This is a genomic window from Streptococcus sp. HMSC061E03, assembly GCF_001813505.1.
GTDB lineage: Bacteria > Bacillota > Bacilli > Lactobacillales > Streptococcaceae > Streptococcus.
This window is the reverse complement of sequence record NZ_KV812802.1, coordinates 39,177-58,755: the sequence shown is the minus strand read 5'-3', so window position 1 is coordinate 58,755 and position 19,579 is coordinate 39,177. Positions and strand designations below refer to the sequence as shown.

Genomic DNA, 19,579 nt, shown 5'->3' with positions numbered 1-19,579 from the left:
GCTAATCCTCTTTGTTTGGCAGATACTTGTCAATCATCTCATCCTTGATCCGTTTAAGCTCTGTTCGTGGAAGGATGGATAAGAGTTCCCAACCGAGATCCAAACTTTCCTCAATCGTCCGATTGGTGGTAAAACCTTGATTGATGTATTCTTGCTCAAAGCGGTCTGTAAATTTAACATAGAGCTTGTCGGTATCTGACAAGGCAGACTCCCCAAGCACTACAGCTAGTTCTTTGGCTTGTTTCCCTTGCGCGTAAGCCGCAAAGAGCTGGTTCATAGTCGCCGCATGGTCTTCCCGAGTCTTGCCTTCACCAGAACCCTTGTCCTTCAAACGAGAAAGGGATGGAAGAACATTGATCGGTGGGCGGTAACCACTATTGTAGAGATCGCGGGACAGAATAATCTGGCCTTCTGTGATGTAGCCTGTCAAGTCAGGGATGGGGTGGGTGATGTCATCTTCTGGCATGGAGAGGATCGGAATTTGGGTCACAGATCCTTTCTTTCCAACCAAGCGTCCTGCACGTTCGTAGAGGGTTGAGAGGTTGGTATAAAGATACCCTGGATAGCCCCGACGTCCTGGAACCTCCCGGCGGGCAGCGGAGACTTCCCGAAGGGCTTCACAGTAGTTGGTCATATCCGTCATAATAACCAAGACGTGCATATCTTTTTCATAAGCCAAATATTCGGCGGCGGTCAAGGCGATCCGAGGAGTGGCAATCCGCTCGATAGCTGGGTCATTGGCTAGGTTGATAAAGAGGACAGAGCGGTCAATCGCACCTGTCTCCCGAAGGTCGTTCATAAAGAACTCGGCTTCTTCAAAGGTGATTCCCATAGCCGCAAAGACCACGGCGAAGTTTTCTTCAGAATTAAGAACCGTCGCTTGACGAGCAATCTGAGCCGCCAACTCCTTGTGAGGAAGACCAGAACCTGAGAACACTGGGAGTTTTTGGCCCCGAACCAAGGTATTCAAATGGTCAATGGCTGAGATTCCTGTCTGGATAAATTCATCCGGATAGTCCCGCGAAACAGGGTTAATAGCTTGTCCATCAATGTCCAAGTACTTCTCTGGGATAATCTCCGGACCGCCATCGATGGGTTTTCCCATCCCGTTAAAGATGCGTCCGACCATGTCTTCAGACACAGGAAGTTCTAGGGGACGTCCGGTAAAGCGGACTTTGGCTTTTTCCAAGTTGATCCCGCTAGATCCTTCAAAGAGCTGGACCATGGCCTTGTCTTCTTGGACTTCGAGGACTTGTCCCTGACGGGTCGTTCCATCATGAAGCTTGATTTCTACTAGTTCATTGTAGTGAACCCCTTCGACCTGATCGACAATCATCAAGGGGCCAACAACTTCGCTGACAGTACGGTATTCTTTAATCATGCTCATTGTCTACTCCTCCTTTTGCGACGATTTGGTGTAGGGTTTCTACGATTTCTTCTTTCAGGGCTTGAATAGTTGCCAACTGGTCCTCATGGATGAACTTGCTCCGGGCAATGCGGTCTCGAAGAGCCACGGTTCCTTCCATGATTTCTGTGAAGTAAGCCCCTAATTCTAGTGCTTTTTGACTTTCTTGATCAAAGGTCAAAATGTTGGTCAACAAGGCCACCTGCTTGCTGAAAGAGGTATAGGTATCGACCTCATCAAAGGCGTTTTGTTGCAGGTAGTCTTCACGGATCATCTTAGCCGCATTCATGGTCAAGCGGTCTTTTTCAGACAAGGAATCTAGACCAACCAAGCGGACGATTTCTTGCAATTCACTTTCTTTTTGAAGCAAATTCATAGCGCGGGTCACTTTCTCAGACCAGCTGATTTGTTCATGTAGATCGATATAGCGACCGACTTCATCTTGGTAAAGGGAATAAGAACTCAACCAGTTGATGGCTGGGAAGTGACGACGTTGCGCCAACTGAGCATCTAAGCCCCAGAAGACCTTGACAATCCGCAAGGTATTTTGCGTGACCGGCTCTGAAATGTCTCCACCCGGAGGAGAAACAGCACCGATGGCGGTAATCGAACCTTCACGCGCAGTGCTTCCGAGTGTCTTGACCCGACCTGCCCGCTCGTAGTATTCAGCGATCCGGCTACCAAGATAGGCTGGGTAGCCTTCATCCCCTGGCATTTCTTCTAGACGACCAGACATTTCACGGAGAGCTTCTGCCCAACGCGAAGTCGAATCCGCCATGATGGCAACGGAATAACCCATATCACGGAAGTATTCGGCAATAGTAATCCCTGTGTAGATGGAAGCTTCCCGCGCCGCTACTGGCATGTTCGAAGTGTTGGCAATCAGAACGGTCCGTTGCATGATGGATTGACCAGTTGTTGGATCGATCAATTCTGGAAATTCATTCAGAACGTCCGTCATTTCATTTCCGCGTTCCCCACAACCAACGTAAATTACGATGTCTACATTGGCAAACTTAGCCACCTGGTGTTGCACAACTGTTTTTCCAGCTCCAAAAGGACCAGGAACTGCTGCAGCTCCACCTTTAGTAACAGGGAAGAAGGTATCGATGACCCGTTGACCGGTGACCAAAGGTTCCACTGGAATCAGTTTTTGTGCAAAGGGACGGCCTCGACGAACCGGCCATTTTTGCATCAAGGTACCAGTAAAGAGGCTACCATCTGCCTGCTCGATCTCATAAACCGGCTCTTCAACTGTGTAAGAACCTGCTGCGATCTTGGTCACACGTCCACTGACTCCGTATGGCACCATGATGCGGTGTTCCACCATATTGGTCTCTTGAACGGTACCGACGATGTCTCCAGCGACCACCTCTGTCCCTTCAGTCACGCTTGGCTCGAAAGCCCATTTGGTGTCCCGCTCTAGATTGGGAACTTGCACCCCACGAACCAAAAAGTCACTGGCAGTCACTTCTTGGAAGCGTTCCAAGGGGCGTTGGATCCCGTCAAACATCTGAGAGATCAAGCCTGGTCCCAATTCAACAGAAAGGGGGGCTCCAGTTGTTACCACTGGTTCTCCTGGACCGACTCCAGACGTTTCTTCATATACTTGGATAGAGGCTTCGTCCCGCCGCATCTCAATAATTTCGCCAATCAAACCAAGATCGCCGACCCGGCAAATGTCTTGGATATTGGCCTCCTGCATCCCTGATGCAACCACCAAGGGACCGGAAACTTTGATAATTTTTCCTTGAGTCATGTATTCCTCCTGGGAATCCTTTGTTTCTTTGTTTTACTTTTTTGCTATCTCTCTTAGAGATTGCTTTTGTTGGCCTTTGGCATCGAAATTGCTTGGATCCAACCAGGCTTCGAAGCGCTGTTTGATAGCTGGCCATTCTTGGTCAATGATGGACAACCAGTCTGTATCACGGGTCCGACCTTTATAAACAACAGCCTGACGGAAACAGCCTTCATAGGTGAACCCTAAGCGCTCAGCTGCTTTGCGAGATGCTTGGTTTAAGGCATCGCATTTCCACTCATAGCGGCGGTAGCCTAAATCTTCAAACACGTAGCGCGCTAACAGATACTGAGCTTCCGTAGCCATGCGTGTCTTTTGGAGCGCTGGTGAATAGGTCACTGCTCCGACTTCGATCACCCGGTTAGCTTGATCGATCCGCATGAGAGAGAAAGTCCCCAAAGCCTTGCCTGAATCTTTGTCTACAATCGCATAGTAAAAGCGACCTTGGGCTGTCATGAGATCATCTAATAAGTAGTCCCACTCCTCTTCATTGCGGGCAGGGCCTTTGAACAGAAAGGTCCACATAGCTGCTGGAGAGTCCGGCCCGTAGACCTGATAAAGATCTGCTCCATGTTTTTCTTTTGAGAGGCGCTCGATCACGGTATAGCGACCTTCGATCCGCTCAATAGCTGGCAGACGCCCCGGTGTAAACTCCGGCAGTGCATCCCCAATCGCTTGACCAAATTCATTTGTTCTCATAAAATATCCTGTCCTACTGCTTTTTCGACATTATCACGAATCCGCTGTTGGCCCAGTCCTGTAGTCCCTCTATGGGTCGGGATAAGGATCAGAGCCGGTGTTAGCTGCTGGTCGTAAAAAGCCACTGTATCTGGAATGGCCTGAGCAATATCCTCTGTCAGGTAGATAATCCCGAAGTTTTCCCGACTGAGTTTTCGCAAGGTATTAATCGCTTCTTGTGGCTCTGTGACCGGATAGGTTTGAAAGCCAATCAGGCGAAAAGGAAGGATGGCATCCCGATTGCCCACAACTGCGATCTTATAGGTCTGTTTGTCCATAAATCGGTCTCATCCTTTCTTTGATGTCTGCTAGCGGAAAACCATTGTCTAAACCAGAGAGGACCAAACGAAGGTTGGTCACCTCTAACTCTTTTCCGTAAAGATAACGAACAAGAGGGAGTGGTCCATCGACTTCAAAACGGCCAGCGTCTAGAAGACTGAATTTCACCAAACTCTCTAAATACTCCAACTCTACGGTCTTTAGTTGACCGGTGCGCATCTTTTCTTCATAAGTCTCTAAGGCGAGATCGTACTCCAGCGGATTGACTTGATAAAACCAGGTCAACCACTGACCGGATTCTAGCAGGTCAATCACCTGATGGGCACTGAGGCTCCCTTCATCTGAAAGTAATTGGTGCATAAAGCTATGCGGTTTTTGCTGATCCAAGGCCCGCTTAACTGTAATCGCATTGTAAAAGTCAATGGTCACGTCTACCAACTGCTTCAGAGTCGGATGATCTAGACTGTCCCCTAAGTATCTCAGGTGTTTAAAATAGGCTAAGTCCATCCCGATTTCAAGGACCCGCAAGTCCTGATAGTCTTGGAATTCTTGCCAGGTTGCAGCCACTTCTTCCGCCATAAAGGCCGGACAATGCTCTGCAGAAAAGGTCGCCACCAAATGCTCGAGCACATCGAGAGAATAAGGACCGGTAGGGATCAATAAGTGCCCCAACTTGCGCTCTGTCGCCTTGTGTTTCAGATAAACCTTGAGATTATGATAGGTGTACTTCAAGGTAAAAAGGCTAACCAGGTCTGACTGAGGGCTTACCTCAAAAGCCCATTGGTATTCTGCCAACAAGGCTGCCATCAGACGGTCTTCAAGGGCTGCTAAATCCTTGATCTCCTTGCTATCTAGAGCATAGGGTGTTCCTTGTAGCAAGCCTTCTCGGCTCTCGCTGGAGGGACTTGCAAGCAACTGCTCGAACTGACTGGGACTGACAAAACTAGCCTCACGTACGCTGATTCCTGTATTGACTTGAGAATAGGTCCGTTCGCTCATTGCAACCTCCTAGTTCTCTTCATCTGTGAAAATGCTGGCTGCCATCTGGTAGCTTTCTTGCTCCCAAATGGAATCCACCAAATCATGGTAAAGATAGTTGTCATCAATCTTCCCAACTGACAAGACAAAGCCTGCTTGAGCTGGGATCGTTGCATCTGCAACTGTCACATTCTGATGCGTCTGCTTCAATCTCTCGAGAGCTGCTGAATCAAATTTGCTAGCACTCACCGCACCGAAGGTCAGGGTCACAACTTGTCCCTGATAGCGATCTAAGACCGCATCTACAAACTGCATTTCCTTTTCAAGGGGCCAAGCCACCATCGCTTCATAAGCATCCGCAAAGAGATCCTTTAAGACTCGTTGCTTGGTGACAAGGGTTGATTGGCGTTTTTTATTTTCGATTTGTTGGGTTTCACGTTGCAATTTACGTTGAATCCGCTTGAGCTGCTCGGAGCGTTGATTGAGTTTGTCTTGGATCAAACGCTCTTCTTGCGCAGTCTCTTCTTTTAGGATGGTTTCCTTGGCCTCTTCTAAGAGTTTACGCCCTTTTTCGTGGGCTTGGGCCAAGATCGAATCCTTTAATTGGGTTTGTTCATCCATATCGTTTTTTCTCCTATTGCATGCGTCTTGTGTTTTTCGCCTCGCGAGGCGAATCCATCAAAGCTAGCTCTTAGCCGACGCGTAGGGTCAATAGGAAGGACACAACGAAGGCCAAGATGGCATAGGTTTCAACCATGGCCGCAAGGATAACCCCTTTCATCATGTCTTCAGGGCGTTTGGCCAAGATTTGCATCCCTGCTGTCGCAACATTTCCTTGGTGTTTGGCTGAGAAATAACCAACGATCGCAACTGGAAGAGCTGTAAAGAAGTAAGCAACCCCTGTTTCAAGTGGCATATCTGGCTTAATTTGCAACCAGATCAAGATCCCGATAACGAAACCGTACAAACCTTGTGTACCTGGCAACAATTGCAAAATCAAGGCTTGGGCAAATTTTTCAGGTTGTTCTTTCAAGAGCGCTGCTGCTGCTTGACCCGTTTTACCAACCCCAAGGGCAGATCCCATTCCACTAAGTGCAACGGCGATCGCCACACCAAATGCTGCAAAGAAGGCGCCCCCATGGGCTGAAAAATATGATGCTAAAGATTCCATGAATATACTCCTATTTATTAAAGATAATACTTATTTTTTTGTTTTAATATAGCGTTCAGAAGGTTTGAGAGGACGAAATGGTTTGCCTCCTCCTTCGTAGAACTTACCGAAGAACTCCACAAAGATCAAACGGGCTCCATGCACATATCCTGACAAGAAGGACAGGAACATATTAATGGCATGTAGGACGATAAAGAGCAGAAGCCCTACCGTAAACCGTCCAAGCGGTGGAAAGAGATTGACAATGAGGTTGAAGGCTGAACCGATACTCGCTCCAGACAAGCCCAAGGCCATCAAACGGGTGAAGCTGACTAAGTCTCCAACATAGCCACTAACATTGTAGAGGTTAAAGAGACCAGAGGCTAGGCCGGACAACTTCTTGGCACTGACAATGGAAACAATCAAGATCCCAATGGCATTCAAAATAGCCAGCCACTTGCCAATCGGAACTAGAAGGCTCATCCCTGGCAAGATATTGCCTACTGCTAGAAGCATTAAACCAAGTAGGATCAAGACCCAAGCAAAGCCAGCATTATAGGCTTCCGTGTAGTCTTTGAGGCGAATATTTTTCATCCCCCCTAGGAACAGTCCCACTAAGACAGTGACAAAACCAAAGACCACTGAGAGGATCAGGATGGTCATGGCGTTACTGGTCGTACTGATCAGGGCAAAAGGCATCTCAAATCCAAAGAAAGAGCCATAGACCACACCCCAAAGGGCAACTGAAATTCCGAGGAGACTGAAGAAACGAAGGTTCTTCGCTGTCCCAGGCTTGAGCTTGAAGGCTTTAAGGGCAAAGCCTGTCGCCACCGTTAGCAACAGTCCATAACCGATATCTGCGACCATCATGCCAAAGAAAACAAAGTAGAAGAGAGAAACGATCGGTGTCGGATCTTTCTCGTAATACTTAGGTAGGGCGTACATCTCTGTGACTAATTCAAAAGGCTCTACCAAGGCATTATTTCGCAACTGGATCGGAACGTCATCCCAATCTTTTTCCGTCACATCGCGTGTCTCTAGTAAGACCCGAGAACCAAAACCTTCTTGCAAGAAGTCTCGTAATGAGGCCACTTGGGATGTTTCAATCCAACCCTCTAGAGCTACCAAGCTTTGCGTGCTGGCAAGAAGCGCCTTGGCTTCCTCACGAGCTCCCAAGCTCAACAAGTAATCCATCTGGTACTTGAGCTGGTCCAACTCCTTCTGGGAGTTTTGCAACTCGGCTAGGGTTGCTGCAACTACAGCTTCTTGCTCTTTGATTTCCCCTTCTAGGCGATCCAAGTAGACGGCCGGGACCTGCTCTTCTTCATAGTCCAATTCTTTGAACCCATGATCTTCTAGAAGCTCCTGAACAGCTACACGATCTCCCGAACGATACAAGATGACATAGCCGTGTTCGGTTTCAGACGTAAAGACTTCTTCTAACTCCAGCTCAGGATGAGCTTTTAAGGAAGAACGAACAGCGTCTGTATCGCTATTTGGGATCGTCCCGATCAAGCCATGCACATAGTGAAAAGTAGCGAGGGCAGCTGGCGTCACCTCTAACGGTCGCCATTTTTCTAAGCGCTCTATCTCTCCCTTTGCATCCACAATCTTCTGACGAGCCTTGTCTAACACGCGCAATTGGCGTTTCAACTTGGTCAATAGAAGATCCTCGTCTCGAATCATCCCGTGAGCCTGCAAGTCATCAAAAGACAAGCTTAAGGGTTCTTCCTTCAGAGCTTGCAGAACCTTCTTCTCAGGCATGTAGGGCTCTAGAGTCTGAATCATTTTTTCAACTTGTTCTTGACGTTTTTGCAGCTCTACCAAGGCTTGACGATTGTCCTCTGTCAAGGGTTGAGACAAGGTATTTGCCTCAAAGGCAGCCTGCCATTCTTCCTGTTCACTGAGGTCATAAATCTGGATTTTTGCCTCAGACTGTAGCGCTAGTAGGAGACTGTCCAAGTCATCTTTGGGCAAGATGAGGGACAGTTTTTGCATCTGACTAACGGCCATAGCTTGCTACCACCTTTTCTACAATGGCTTCAACTAACCTAGCTCGTTTATCGGTCATCGCCTCTTGTACCTTGGCATCATTGCGCGCAACCGTTTCTTCCAGATCTTTCGTTAAACGGACGAGTCTTTCCTGGGCGTTTTTTTCTGCCTCTGTGACCAATTGCTTGGTTTCCTCATCGTAATGCTGTGCCACTGTTGCAAGGCGATCGCGTGAATCCGTTCGGATTTGTTCAACTTGAGCTTCATAGCCTACGATCACGCCCTGAGCGGCTTGCTCGATCTCTTGCATCATCTCGAGTGTTGCATTCGACATCGTCACACCTCCTTATTCAACTATTGTTCTTCCAACAACAGTACAATTATCTTAAATTATACCACAATTCATATCGTTTGTTCAGGCCCAACCGGGAATTTTCAGAAAATTGTGGACAACCAACAAGCCCAACTGCCAAGATTGGTAGCGTTCTCTTCTTTTCTCCTATCCTGTTCCTAGTTTCAGTATTTCTTACTTGCTTTTACTTGAATAAAGCGGTTACCCATGTTATAATGTGTAATATATTATAGGAGCATCCTGTTATTTCATCTCGTGAGAAAGGAGGATTGCTGTGAAACAAGATCAAGATTTACGCACTATTATCGCCAGCCACGAAGCTGAGTTAACGGATATGGAACGCGACATTGCCCAGTACTTTTTATCATCCGAAGCACGACAGCACTCCCTGTCCTCTTCTCGCGTAACGGAGTTACTCCATGTCTCAAAGGCAGCTTTAACGCGTTTCTCTCAAAAATGTGGCTTCACTGGCTATCGGGAATTTGTCTATCACTTTAACGAAGAAACCAAAAATCAAAAACAGGTGCAAGAGCATGACGAACTCACTCTCAGTGTCTTGCAACGCTACCACCATATCAGTAACGTCACTGAAAGTCTGGTAAAAGATTCCCAATTAGATCAGGTAGCTGAACTAATTGATCAAGCGGACCGAGTCTATTTCTTCGGGATTGGTAGTTCCGGTTTAGTCGCTCGAGAAATGAAATTGCGCTTTATGCGCCTGGGGGTCGTTTGTGAAGCCCTAACCGATCAAGATGGGTTTACATGGACGACCAGTATTCTCGATTCCTCTTGTTTAGTCATCGGTTTCTCATTATCAGGAAGCACAAATTCCATTACAGACAGTCTTTTGGATGCCAAAGAAAAAGGGGCTAAGACGGTTCTTGTGACCGCTAATCCTGCTGCTATCCACCAAGGATTCACAGAAGTGTTACCGGCCGCACCCCTTCCTAGTAGTACCTATATCGATCGAATCTCTGCGATTTTACCACTCCTCATTGTGGTCGATTTGATCTATGCTCATTTCCTTAATAAAAGCCGAGAACAAAAGGAAATTGTCTTTAATAGCTACTGGGAAAACAAAAAGCTTTCTAGTCAACGTTCTCGAAAATCTTAATATGGTCTCCCTATTTAAAAAACCAAGAAGGATGAGTTTTATCTCATCCTTCTTGGTTTTTTGATTATTCTAAAGAAGTATTTTTACTCTATAATACTGAAACCATATCATCTACCTAGGCCATCTTTTGAGTTGCTTTTTCCTTTACGACAAATACAAAGCCGATAGAGCCGACGACGGCTCCAAGCAAGATCCAATAGACCATATCCGATGAAGCAATTGGTCCTGCCAAGAGACCTGCTAGTAAAAAGAGATCGATATACAGTCGGGTATCGCGATAGAAGGTCCAATTGAAATGGTAGCTACCTTCTGGATACTGACGTGGCGATACAGGTGGTTGAAAGACCTGAAGAAGGATCAAAATCCCAACAAAAGCAAGATAAGCTAGGCTAACTACCGAAAGCGGAGCCCGCATCGTCAAAGCTACAGCCGCTAAAAGCAAGACCAAGATCCAGAAATGGAAGTCCATCCAGAATTCACGATGATAACAAAACCGTTTCATAAGATCACACCTTTCTCTTTATGTAATCGTTTTCTGCACTTCTATTATAAGATAATGAATTTATTTTGCAAGGAATCATCTGCTATTTTGGATTGAAAATAGGACCAGAATATCTCTGGTCCGTCTAAAAAAACTATGAACAAATATTAGTTGCCACTTCATTCACTGATATCGTTTTCGATAATCACCTTGAGTGCATGGTTTTCACCCGCATGTTTAAAGACATCATAGGCTTTTTCAACTTCTGAGAGTTTGAAGTGATGGGTGATAAGCTTGGTCGCATCGATCTTGCCTGATTTCAAGACATTGAGCAACATTTCAGTGGTATTGGCATTGACAAGACCAGTGTTGAGGGTAATGTTCTTGATCCACAATTCGTCCAAATTGAAGCTAACTGGTTTTCCGTGGACACCGACATTGGCGATGTGACCACCGACAGAGATAACGTTTTGGCAGACATCAAAAGTAGCAGGATAGCCCACACATTCCATGGAGATATCGACACCACGACCTTCAGTCACTTCATTGATAAAGGCCTTGATTTCAGCGATATCACTTGAGCAGATGGTGTGAGTTGCCCCAAATTTCTTGGCTGCTTCAAGACGAGATTCAGACAAGTCCACCATGATAATCGTAGCAGGTGAGAAGAACTGAACGGTCAAGAGAGCCGCAAGGCCGATTGGACCAGCTCCAACGATACAGACATTATCGCCTGGTTTTACATGAGATGGAAGCACCCCAATTTCATAAGAGGTTGGGAGAATATCTGAGAGCATGACCAAGGCTTCGTCATCCACAGTTTCAGGCGCATGATAAAGACTACCATCCGCATGTGGAATGTGGACATACTCTGCTTGAGTTCCGTTGATCAAGTGACCCAAAATCCAACCACCATCTTCACAGTGAGAAGGCAGACTACGTTTACAGTAGTAGCAAGTATTACAAGCTGTGACACAAGAGATGATAACCTTGTCGCCCACCTTGAAGTTATTCACTGCATCGCCGACTTCTTCGACGATCCCGATTCCTTCGTGGCCTAAAATTGTGCCTTCCTTACAAGCCGGAACATCTCCTCCTAGGATGTGAAGGTCTGTCCCACAGATGGTTGTCTTCAAGACACGCACAATGGCATCCGTTGGATTTTTGATCACTGGTTTTGGTTGATCCAGCAGTTGCAGATTGCCTGCAGATACATAAGTTGCAGCTTTCATAAGCGACTCCTTTTTTGTTGGTTTGATAAAACCATTTTATTTTCGTTTCTTTGTGAATATTATAACATACTAAGTAAGCGATTGCAAGAATTTATAGGCACATTTTTAAAAGTTTTCGAGCAAACAAAAACATTCCTCTTATCTCTACCAGAGGAATGTTTCAATCACCTTGTTCTAATTGTTGACGCTGCTTATAGTACTCTTGCTGCTCGCGCTCACGCTCTTCTTCTAAACGCTCTTCATAGCGCTTGAGTTCTGCCTCAAACTCTTCTTGCAAGGCAAATAAACGCTCCAAGCCACTTTGGGCCTCCGCACTTGGCGCTTGAAAATGCAAGGCACTCAGCCAGTCCACTAAATTTTCTGTATGTTGGCGGACATCCATACGCATATCCGCATAATCCCACTCCAACTCACTGAGCTTTTGATTGAAGCGGTAATGTCGATCTTCTAGTTGTTCTAATTCACTATTTCCTGAATGGTACATCACATACCTCCTTTAATCGGACTCAATAAAATCGGCTTCTTCACTGCTTTCAGTGCTGTTTCTACCGCGTCCGCTGCTCCTCCTGTAAATCCATCTTTCAAATCACTAACGAGGGTCGTTGTAGCAAAAGAGCGCATCTTTTCGGATTGACCGCCCAAGGTTACCTGCAAACTCATCCCTTCCAACATCATCAAGGCTTTCTGCGTTGCAATCAAACTTCTGATCGCAATCCGCTCTTGCTCCTTTTTAATCTCTCGATGGAGCTCCTCAATTCGTTCTCTGTCCTCTCCCAGGATCTCTAACATCTTTTTCTCCTACTTATGAAAAATCAAAGGCCGTCGCTTGTCCCTTGTCCAAGTCCACCAATTGAGCTGATGCAGCCTCCAGCTGACCTGCCAAATCTGACAAGCGAGTGGAATAGGCCTTTGCTTGGGCGAGGTTCTCCGCCTCTACCGCTTGGTCCCAACAAGCATCCATGGAGAACTCTCCTAATAGTTGCTCCACTTCTGCGTCTGTTAAAAATTGGGCCATGCTGTGGGCCATTTGTGACACCTCAGCGACCTTATGAGAAACCGTCTCCTTGGCCTCTTCCAGCTTATCCTTGACCTCTGCCTCAAAGGCAGTTGCTTGCGCTGAAGCATTCTGCGCTACCGCCAGCACCAATTCCTCCCGCAATTGAATGGTCTGGGTTCCAGACGCGCTCGCTAGTTGCTGATGGAGGCTAGAAATGCTTGGCTTTTCCTGCCCATACATGGAGACCACCGAAGCAGATGATGGCTGATTTTCTGAAGTGGAAGTTTCCCGATCTCGTTGGGGCATTTTAATAATTTTCTGTGCCTGATCTTGTCTTCCTTGCACGTCACCTTCTAACTCCATTTGAGATGGCCTCCTTTCTTGGATTTGTTTTTTCGTTTCCTATAACTGAAAAAGGATCATAACCCTTCAGCTACAGGCAGATTCACACACTATAGGGTAACATAAAATAGCTCGGAATGCTATAAAAATAACACAATTTCTGAAAAAAAGTCTAATTTTTTATGAAAAAACGAGTTTTGGACCCAAATAGCAAAAATCCCCCACTCTTTCGAGTGGGGGTAGCTGATAAACATCAGTTGTTCCTTGGCGTCTTATTTACGACGTCCTGGACGTTCCTTGTAACCATAGTAAGCATCTTCGATGATTTCTTGCATATGGTCTACCATTGGAAGACGTGGGTTAGCTGGTGAACATTGATCTTCATAAGCAAGGAAGGCCAATTCACGAGAATGTTTCTTCCATTCTTTTTCATCGATGCCTTGTGCTTTGAAGTTCATTTCGATACCACAGCGTTCACCGAGTTCGTATACAGCTTTTGCGTAAGCTTCAACGGCTTCTTCTGGAGTAGAGCATGGAAGTCCTAGCATACGAGCGATATCTTGGTATTTTTCATCTGCACGGTAGTAGTTGTACTTAGGCCATGTAGCTGTCTTAGCTGGGCGTGTACCGTTGTAGCGGATAACGTATGGAAGCAAGATGGCATTGGTCCGTCCGTGGATGGTGTGGAATTGCGCACCGATCTTGTGGGCCATTGAGTGAGAAATACCGAGGAAGGCATTGGCGAAGGCCATACCTGCGATGGTTGACGCATTGTGCATCTTTTCGCGTGAATGGAAGTCCGCATTCTTGACTGAGCTTTCCAAGTTTTCAAAGACAAGTTTAATAGCTTGAAGAGCAAGACCATCTGTGAAGTCGCTAGCCATTTGTGATACGTAAGCTTCTGTCGCGTGCGTCAAGACGTCCATACCAGTGTCTGCTGCAACAGATCCTGGAACTGTCAATACCAAGGCAGGGTCTACGATGGCAACTGTTGGAGTCAATGAGTAGTCTGCGATTGGGTATTTACGGTTGTTTGCTTTATCAGAGATAACGGCAAATGGAGTTACTTCAGATCCTGTACCAGATGTTGTTGGGATCGCAATAAATTTAGTCTTCTTACCAAGCAATGGGAACTTGAAGGCACGTTTACGGATATCCATGAATTTTTGTACCAAGTCACGGAAGTCCACTTCTGGTTGTTCGTAGAAGAGCCACATAACTTTGGCCGCATCCATTGGTGATCCACCACCGAGAGCAATGATCGTATCTGGTTTGAAGGCACGCATGATCTCTGTACCACGTTCAACAGTTGTGATATCTGGATCTGGTTCTACGTCTGCAAAGATTTGGTAAACCACCTTGTTGCGACGAAGGTCAAGCTGTTCGATGATACGATCAAGGAAACCAAGCTCTACCATAGCGTGGTCTGTAACGATCATGACACGTTCAACGTCACGACATTTTTGTAGGTATTCAATTGAATCACGTTCAAAGTATGTTTTTGAAGGAAGTTTCATCCATTGCATGTTATTTCTCCGGCGTCCGACTTTTTTGATATTCAAGAGGTTGATGGCACTAACGTTGTCCCCAACAGAGTTGCGTCCGTAAGAACCACATCCAAGTGTTAATGATGGCAAGAAGGCATTGTAAACATCCCCGATACCACCGAAAGTCGAAGGAGAGTTGCAGATCACACGAATAGCTTTAACTGCTTTACCAAATTCTTTGGTCAATTCTTCATCAGCAGTATGGATGGCTGCTGAGTGACCAAGACCGTTGAATTCAACCATTTGGCGAGCTTTGTTAATTCCGTCTTCACGGCTTTCAGATTTCAAAACAGCGATGACTGGTGACAATTTTTCACGAGTCAACGGTTCTTTTTCACCAACTTCTTTACATTCTGCCGCAAGGATATTGGTTCCTTCTGGTACAGTGAAGCCAGCTTGTTCAGCGATCCATGCTGCTGGTTTCCCAACGATGTCCGCATTCAATTTCGCACCCGCGCAGTTCTTGCTGTTGGCTTTTACGCCGAAGCAGAACTCTTCAAGAAGGGCTTTTTCTTTTTTGTTAACAAAGTAAGTGTGGTAAGATTTGAATTCTTCAACAAACTCATCGTAGATTTCTTTATCGATGATGACCGCTTGTTCAGACGCACAGACCATACCGTTGTCAAATGATTTAGACATGACGATATCGTGTGCTGCTTGGCGGATGTTGGCTGATTTTTCAACGTAAGCAGGCACGTTTCCGGCACCAACCCCAAGAGCTGGCTTCCCACATGAGTATGCTGCTTTAACCATGGCGTTACCACCGGTCGCAAGGATAGTCGCAACTCCTTCGTGTTTCATAAGGGCACTGGTTGCTTCCATAGAAGGTTGGGTAATCCATTGCACACAGTTCTCAGGTGCTCCAGCTGCAATTGCTGCATCGCGGACGATTTGTGCCGCATGAGCAGATGATTCTTGAGCAGATGGGTGGAAGGCAAAGACAATAGGGTTCCGTGTCTTCAAGGAAATCAATGCTTTAAAGATTGCTGTTGAAGTTGGGTTGGTTGTAGGTGTGATTCCGCAGACAACTCCGACTGGCTCAGCAATCAGGGTCAAACCAGTGACGTCATCTTCTGAAATGACACCAACTGTTTTCGTGTGACGCATGTTATTTACTACGTGTTCACAAGCGAACAAGTTCTTCGTCGCCTTGTCTTCAAAGACTCCACGACCAGTTTCTTCATAGGCATGAAGAGCGAGCTCACCGTGAGCGTCAAGAGCCGCCACAGATGCTTTCGCCACAATGTAGTCTACTTGCTCCTGATCCAATTTGCGCATTTCTTCAAGCGCCACCAGCGCTTTTTGCACCAACTCGTCTACGTGTTTTTCAGCAGCGAGTTTCTTTTCTTCAGGTGAGAGAGTTTTTTTATCAGCCATTTGATGCTTTCCTCCAATGTTTGAAACCCTTATCCTTTTCTAGAACTTTTTCATGTTTTCTGAAATTTTCAAGAATAGTGTAAGAAATTTCGATTTGTTAATTATTTCACAATATAATTGTACTCTATTTTGAGATTTTTGTAAACACTTCCAAGCAACTTTCACAAAGATTTTTTTGAAGTTTGTGAAATTTTTATCAATCTTATTGATGTGAAAGCAATTGTCTAGCAAAATTGTGAAAAAATAATTAAAAAAATTTTTTCTTCACAAAGAGATGTTTTCAATTGATTTTTGTAAGCGTTTTCTTAATCTTACTAAAATAAGCAGCTTTTTACAAGTAAAAAGTTGCTTTTTGTTTTATTTTGTTAGGATTTGTTTTGTTTCAGTTTCAGAGAAGCATTGTTACTTCTTGACCGGACCTTTTTCGGCCTTATCAAGGGCTTCTTTGACTGTTTGAGCATAGAGTTCCCCACCATTGGTTTCCATATTGAAGTGAACAGAGTCTGTTCCCACCCAAATGTTTGGATTTTCAATTGCTACTTGGTACCAGTCCGCAATCGTGATAAAGTCGTATTTCTTAGCTAGTTCCAACTCATAAAGACGCGTTTGAACCGATTCACTGGACTGATCGTTGGCATAGCGCCCATCATATGGTGTCACAAGGATCAAGCGACGGCCTTTTGGAAGTTTCTCAACATACTGATCCAGCAATTCTTTGTAGTTGCTTACAGTATTGGTTCCTAGGGCAATGACCACATTTTTTAGGAGAACTTTATTGGAGATATCGGTCTCAAAGACCTTCATTCCATTTTCCAACTGACGGCTCACCACTGCATCGATCTGGATGCCAGGGATGGCTTTAGTCAGGTAGTCCTGTGCTCGCAAGTTAACCGAATCACCGATCATGGTCACACCATTTGAGACGTTATAGTCTGTTGCAGTCGCATTGTCCACCTGCGTCCGTGTGACCTGCATTTTGCTGTCTGCTTGATTGAGCCCACTCACTACCAAACTCTCATCAAAAGCTCCAACGGTAGGTGCAAAGGCGGAGATTCCAACCATCAAGAGAGCCAGAGGAATCATGAGGTAAAAGATCGGTTTGGTCAAAAAGCTGAGATCCATCTTCATACCAAAGACACGAGGCTCCTTGCCTGCAATGGTTGGCTCCAAAATATAGAAGGACAGAGCCGTTAGAATCAAGGAAACGATCGTCGTCACAAGGGCTGCCATCATATTTCCCAAATGTTGAGAGAAGATGATAAAGAAAGGCCAGTGGAAAAGGTAGACACCATAACTGGTATCTGCCAAGAAATTGAGGATGGCTGGTTCCTTTTTATCCGGCGTCTTCTCATGGAGAATGCGGGCCGACAGAATCATGGCACAAGCTGCGATTGTCGCTGCTAAAAAGCCAAACAGATAGGTCCACAAGCTATCAAATGGCAAGAAAAGACTGAGCACAAACAAGAAGGCAAAGCTTCCACCCAAGACCGATAAGGTCTTTTTCATGCTCCAAGACTGCACCAGCTTTGTAAAGTTCGGGCTGACATTGGCAATCCCTGTCACCGTTGCTAGGCATGATCCCGCAAAGAAGGGGAAGATGTGAGTGAAGCTAGAAAAATAGATGGTGGAGAAATTAGCTGTCAGAAAGGCGCGGATGAACATGGACAAGAAGGTGAAGAGAAAGAGCCCACTGGATGCCAGGAAGAGCATGCCTCGGTACTTTCCAACCGTCTTAGCCCGCTTAGCCAAGAACCATGCCAAAAGTGCCCATAGCACATAGTAATGCACTTCTAGAGCCAAACTCCAGGTATGAAGGAAGAGATGTGGAATGAAGTTACTTTCGTAACTACCACCCGTTGCCATCTCAAAGAAATTGGTCACAAAACCGAAGACCGCCGCAATCTGAGTCCCAATACCAGCCACGTAGTCCCGTTGGACCATAAAGGTAAAGGGCATCACGACCAAGACCATAAAGACAAGGGGTGGTACGATCCGGTAAAAGCGCCGTTTCAAGAATGCCAGGTAGTCGATTCCTTGCTTGCGCGCAAATTCATCGATCAAGAGCGCTGTAATCAAAAATCCTGAGAAGGTGAAGAAAATATCTACCCCAATGAAGCCTCCAGGAAAGGCTTTTTGGAAGAAATGGTAAAGCAATACCAATAAGAGTCCTGTAACACGGACTAGTGAAAACCATTTAATGCGCATTTTGATAAATCCCCTGCTTGAATGTTCCTTTGTATACGACGTTGGCTTCTGTGGTTAAGGTGCCTTTGCCCTCCGGTTGGCCGTTAACAAACTGCCCTTCATAGGTCCAACCATCCTTGGACTTAAACTTACCATAGCCGCTAAAAGAGCCGTTGACGAGGTTACCTGTATAGGTATCCCCATTTTTAAAGGTGACGGTTCCCTTGCCATTCATCTTGCCACGGACCAAACTTCCGTCGTAACGGATCGCCCCCTTATCCAAGGTCAAGACGCCCTGACCTGGAATGGCTGAAAGGAAAACCAGCAAAGCAGATAGAATAATCACGACTAATGCTGCTATTTCTAAATTTTTTCGCGTCAGATAGACCTTATAGGTCTCATAAAATTCTTTCATATTCTGTATTCTCTCACATATCAAACTCTTAAGAAGTTGCTAACTGATCTAACCAAGCCTTACAGCCGCTCAGGACTCTGGAATAGGTCTCCTCAAAATCACCGGTATACCACGGATCTGGCACACTTTCAGCAGCAAAAAGATGAATCTTGTGTTCTGTTCCTGCAGGAGCCATTCGCTTCAGATCTGCTACATTGTTTTCGTCCATCCCTAGGATCAAATCAAAGTTGTAAAAATCCTCTTCCTTGATCTGTAAGGACGTCTTAGCTGGATCATACGGGACCTGGTGTTGTTGAAAGATTTTCTGGGTTCCCCGATGGATAGGATTTCCATGTTCCCAGCTAGAAGTAGCCCGACTTTCAATCTCATACTGATCGGTCAAATCCTTCATGACAAACTCCGCCATGGGGCTCCGACAAATATTTCCTAAGCAGACAAAGACAATTTTTTTCATGATTCCACCTAACTCCTTGTTCGGACTGCCCAACCTAGCTGAGCTCTTGGCTTTCCACTATGGAAAACCAGCATACTATTACTATTATAACAAAAATGTGACAGAAAGATGACAAAGGGGCTCCATCATTTTAAAGAAAAATCAGATTCCTTATTCAAATCTGATCTGTTTCTCTATTTTGGAAAACGAACCTCTAATAGAGGCCATTTACTCTGCCAATTTTTCTTTTTCATCCGCTCTGTATAAACCGCTAAACGCTCGGGCCTGGCTAAAAAATGCGGAGTCGGCTGAACGATGAAGTCTTCGATATCCCTTGTCCCATAAGGGAGAAAGAGCTCTAGCTGACCATCTTTTCTTAAGCGAACTGCAAGTGCCGTACACTGCTCGGGGTATTTGGAAACCGCGTCACAAGCACTGCGATAAGGAGCCGTCCCTGGACTATGCTGGTGCATATAGACTTGATTTTTCACTTCCCAAGCGTACTGGGGATAGGTCTTCTTTAACTCCTGCTCGATCTGCTGAGTCCCCTCATAGCTAATCGTAGGATCATAAAAGACCAGATCCATATCGGTTGTCGCATCAAACCCTGGTTTTCCAGAAAGCTGGTTCCAGATGAAATTGCGCACCGCACCCGCCGCTAACCAAGAATCTACCAAATCTAGATCTCGAATGATAGCCAAGACAGTCATCATCTCCGGATCCGCTTGAATTTGTTCTACTATTGCTTCTTCCGTCAGCATCTTC

At 45.8% G+C, this 19,579-nt stretch carries 20 protein-coding genes; 1 reads left to right on the top strand and 19 read right to left on the bottom strand.

Annotated features, from left to right (window positions below):
• Position 1: 1 nt before the first annotated feature.
• The 9 genes from HMPREF2917_RS10300 to HMPREF2917_RS10260 all read right to left on the bottom strand — a co-directional run bounded on the left by HMPREF2917_RS10300 (position 2) and on the right by HMPREF2917_RS10260 (position 8,674).
• On the bottom strand, positions 2–1,387 hold the full coding sequence (locus HMPREF2917_RS10300) for a V-type ATP synthase subunit B (protein ID WP_070590679.1): 1,386 nt from the start codon (positions 1,385–1,387) through the stop codon (positions 2–4).
• Positions 1,374–3,164, bottom strand: a complete 1,791-nt coding sequence (locus tag HMPREF2917_RS10295) for a V-type ATP synthase subunit A (RefSeq protein WP_070590677.1) — start codon at positions 3,162–3,164, stop codon at positions 1,374–1,376. The genes HMPREF2917_RS10300 and HMPREF2917_RS10295 overlap by 14 nt, the downstream gene beginning before the upstream one ends.
• 33 nt (positions 3,165–3,197) lie before the next feature.
• Positions 3,198–3,902 carry a GNAT family N-acetyltransferase gene (locus HMPREF2917_RS10290; RefSeq protein WP_070590675.1) on the bottom strand — a complete coding sequence of 235 codons (705 nt, stop codon included), beginning with the start codon at positions 3,900–3,902 and terminating at the stop codon, positions 3,198–3,200.
• Positions 3,899–4,219: a V-type ATP synthase subunit F gene (locus tag HMPREF2917_RS10285; RefSeq protein ID WP_003009443.1), complete on the bottom strand. Its 321-nt coding sequence runs from the start codon at positions 4,217–4,219 to the stop codon at positions 3,899–3,901. Before HMPREF2917_RS10285 ends, HMPREF2917_RS10290 begins: the two co-directional genes overlap by 4 nt.
• Entirely contained in the window at positions 4,200–5,219 is a 1,020-nt protein-coding gene (locus HMPREF2917_RS10280; RefSeq protein WP_070590672.1) for a V-type ATPase subunit, read from the bottom strand. The genes HMPREF2917_RS10285 and HMPREF2917_RS10280 overlap by 20 nt, the downstream gene beginning before the upstream one ends.
• Before the next feature lie 9 nt (positions 5,220–5,228).
• Entirely contained in the window at positions 5,229–5,819 is a 591-nt protein-coding gene (locus tag HMPREF2917_RS10275; protein WP_070590669.1) for a V-type ATP synthase subunit E family protein, read from the bottom strand.
• Positions 5,820–5,889: 70 nt separating this feature from the next.
• Positions 5,890–6,369: a V-type ATP synthase subunit K gene (locus HMPREF2917_RS10270; protein WP_003009435.1), complete on the bottom strand. Its 480-nt coding sequence runs from the start codon at positions 6,367–6,369 to the stop codon at positions 5,890–5,892.
• Between the two features lie 30 nt (positions 6,370–6,399).
• Positions 6,400–8,361 carry a V-type ATP synthase subunit I gene (locus HMPREF2917_RS10265; protein ID WP_070590667.1) on the bottom strand — a complete coding sequence of 654 codons (1,962 nt, stop codon included), beginning with the start codon at positions 8,359–8,361 and terminating at the stop codon, positions 6,400–6,402.
• A complete protein-coding gene (locus HMPREF2917_RS10260) occupies positions 8,351–8,674 on the bottom strand; it encodes a hypothetical protein (protein WP_041826168.1) in 324 nt (107 codons plus the stop codon). Before HMPREF2917_RS10260 ends, HMPREF2917_RS10265 begins: the two co-directional genes overlap by 11 nt.
• Before the next feature lie 292 nt (positions 8,675–8,966).
• Here HMPREF2917_RS10260 and HMPREF2917_RS10255 point away from each other — a divergent pair, with 292 nt between their 5' ends.
• Complete coding sequence (locus HMPREF2917_RS10255) at positions 8,967–9,806, top strand: MurR/RpiR family transcriptional regulator (RefSeq protein ID WP_021154218.1); 840 nt, start codon at positions 8,967–8,969, stop codon at positions 9,804–9,806.
• Between the two features lie 115 nt (positions 9,807–9,921).
• Here HMPREF2917_RS10255 and HMPREF2917_RS10250 read toward each other — a convergent pair whose 3' ends face one another.
• The 10 genes from HMPREF2917_RS10250 to HMPREF2917_RS10205 all read right to left on the bottom strand — a co-directional run bounded on the left by HMPREF2917_RS10250 (position 9,922) and on the right by HMPREF2917_RS10205 (position 19,575).
• Positions 9,922–10,308, bottom strand: a complete 387-nt coding sequence (locus tag HMPREF2917_RS10250; RefSeq protein WP_042766440.1) for a hypothetical protein — start codon at positions 10,306–10,308, stop codon at positions 9,922–9,924.
• Positions 10,309–10,466: 158 nt separating this feature from the next.
• Positions 10,467–11,519 carry a zinc-dependent alcohol dehydrogenase family protein gene (locus HMPREF2917_RS10245; RefSeq protein WP_021154216.1) on the bottom strand — a complete coding sequence of 351 codons (1,053 nt, stop codon included), beginning with the start codon at positions 11,517–11,519 and terminating at the stop codon, positions 10,467–10,469.
• A gap of 160 nt (positions 11,520–11,679) precedes the next feature.
• A complete protein-coding gene (locus tag HMPREF2917_RS10240) occupies positions 11,680–12,003 on the bottom strand; it encodes a hypothetical protein (protein ID WP_003009394.1) in 324 nt (107 codons plus the stop codon).
• Positions 12,003–12,308 carry a hypothetical protein gene (locus tag HMPREF2917_RS10235; RefSeq protein ID WP_049472664.1) on the bottom strand — a complete coding sequence of 102 codons (306 nt, stop codon included), beginning with the start codon at positions 12,306–12,308 and terminating at the stop codon, positions 12,003–12,005. Before HMPREF2917_RS10235 ends, HMPREF2917_RS10240 begins: the two co-directional genes overlap by 1 nt.
• 13 nt (positions 12,309–12,321) lie before the next feature.
• Positions 12,322–12,879 carry a hypothetical protein gene (locus HMPREF2917_RS10230; RefSeq protein WP_070590664.1) on the bottom strand — a complete coding sequence of 186 codons (558 nt, stop codon included), beginning with the start codon at positions 12,877–12,879 and terminating at the stop codon, positions 12,322–12,324.
• Between the two features lie 251 nt (positions 12,880–13,130).
• Positions 13,131–15,782, bottom strand: a complete 2,652-nt coding sequence (gene adhE, locus HMPREF2917_RS10225; protein ID WP_070590661.1) for a bifunctional acetaldehyde-CoA/alcohol dehydrogenase — start codon at positions 15,780–15,782, stop codon at positions 13,131–13,133.
• A 402-nt stretch (positions 15,783–16,184) separates the two neighbouring features.
• A complete protein-coding gene (locus HMPREF2917_RS10220; RefSeq protein ID WP_049472667.1) occupies positions 16,185–17,987 on the bottom strand; it encodes an acyltransferase family protein in 1,803 nt (600 codons plus the stop codon).
• Positions 17,977–18,381, bottom strand: coding sequence for an MORN repeat-containing protein (locus tag HMPREF2917_RS10215; protein ID WP_070586627.1), 405 nt, complete (start codon positions 18,379–18,381; stop codon positions 17,977–17,979). The genes HMPREF2917_RS10220 and HMPREF2917_RS10215 overlap by 11 nt, the downstream gene beginning before the upstream one ends.
• A 28-nt stretch (positions 18,382–18,409) precedes the next feature.
• Complete coding sequence (locus HMPREF2917_RS10210; RefSeq protein ID WP_070590658.1) at positions 18,410–18,835, bottom strand: low molecular weight protein-tyrosine-phosphatase; 426 nt, start codon at positions 18,833–18,835, stop codon at positions 18,410–18,412.
• 173 nt (positions 18,836–19,008) lie between these two features.
• A complete protein-coding gene (locus HMPREF2917_RS10205; RefSeq protein ID WP_070590655.1) occupies positions 19,009–19,575 on the bottom strand; it encodes a nucleotidyltransferase family protein in 567 nt (188 codons plus the stop codon).
• Positions 19,576–19,579 lie beyond the last annotated feature (4 nt).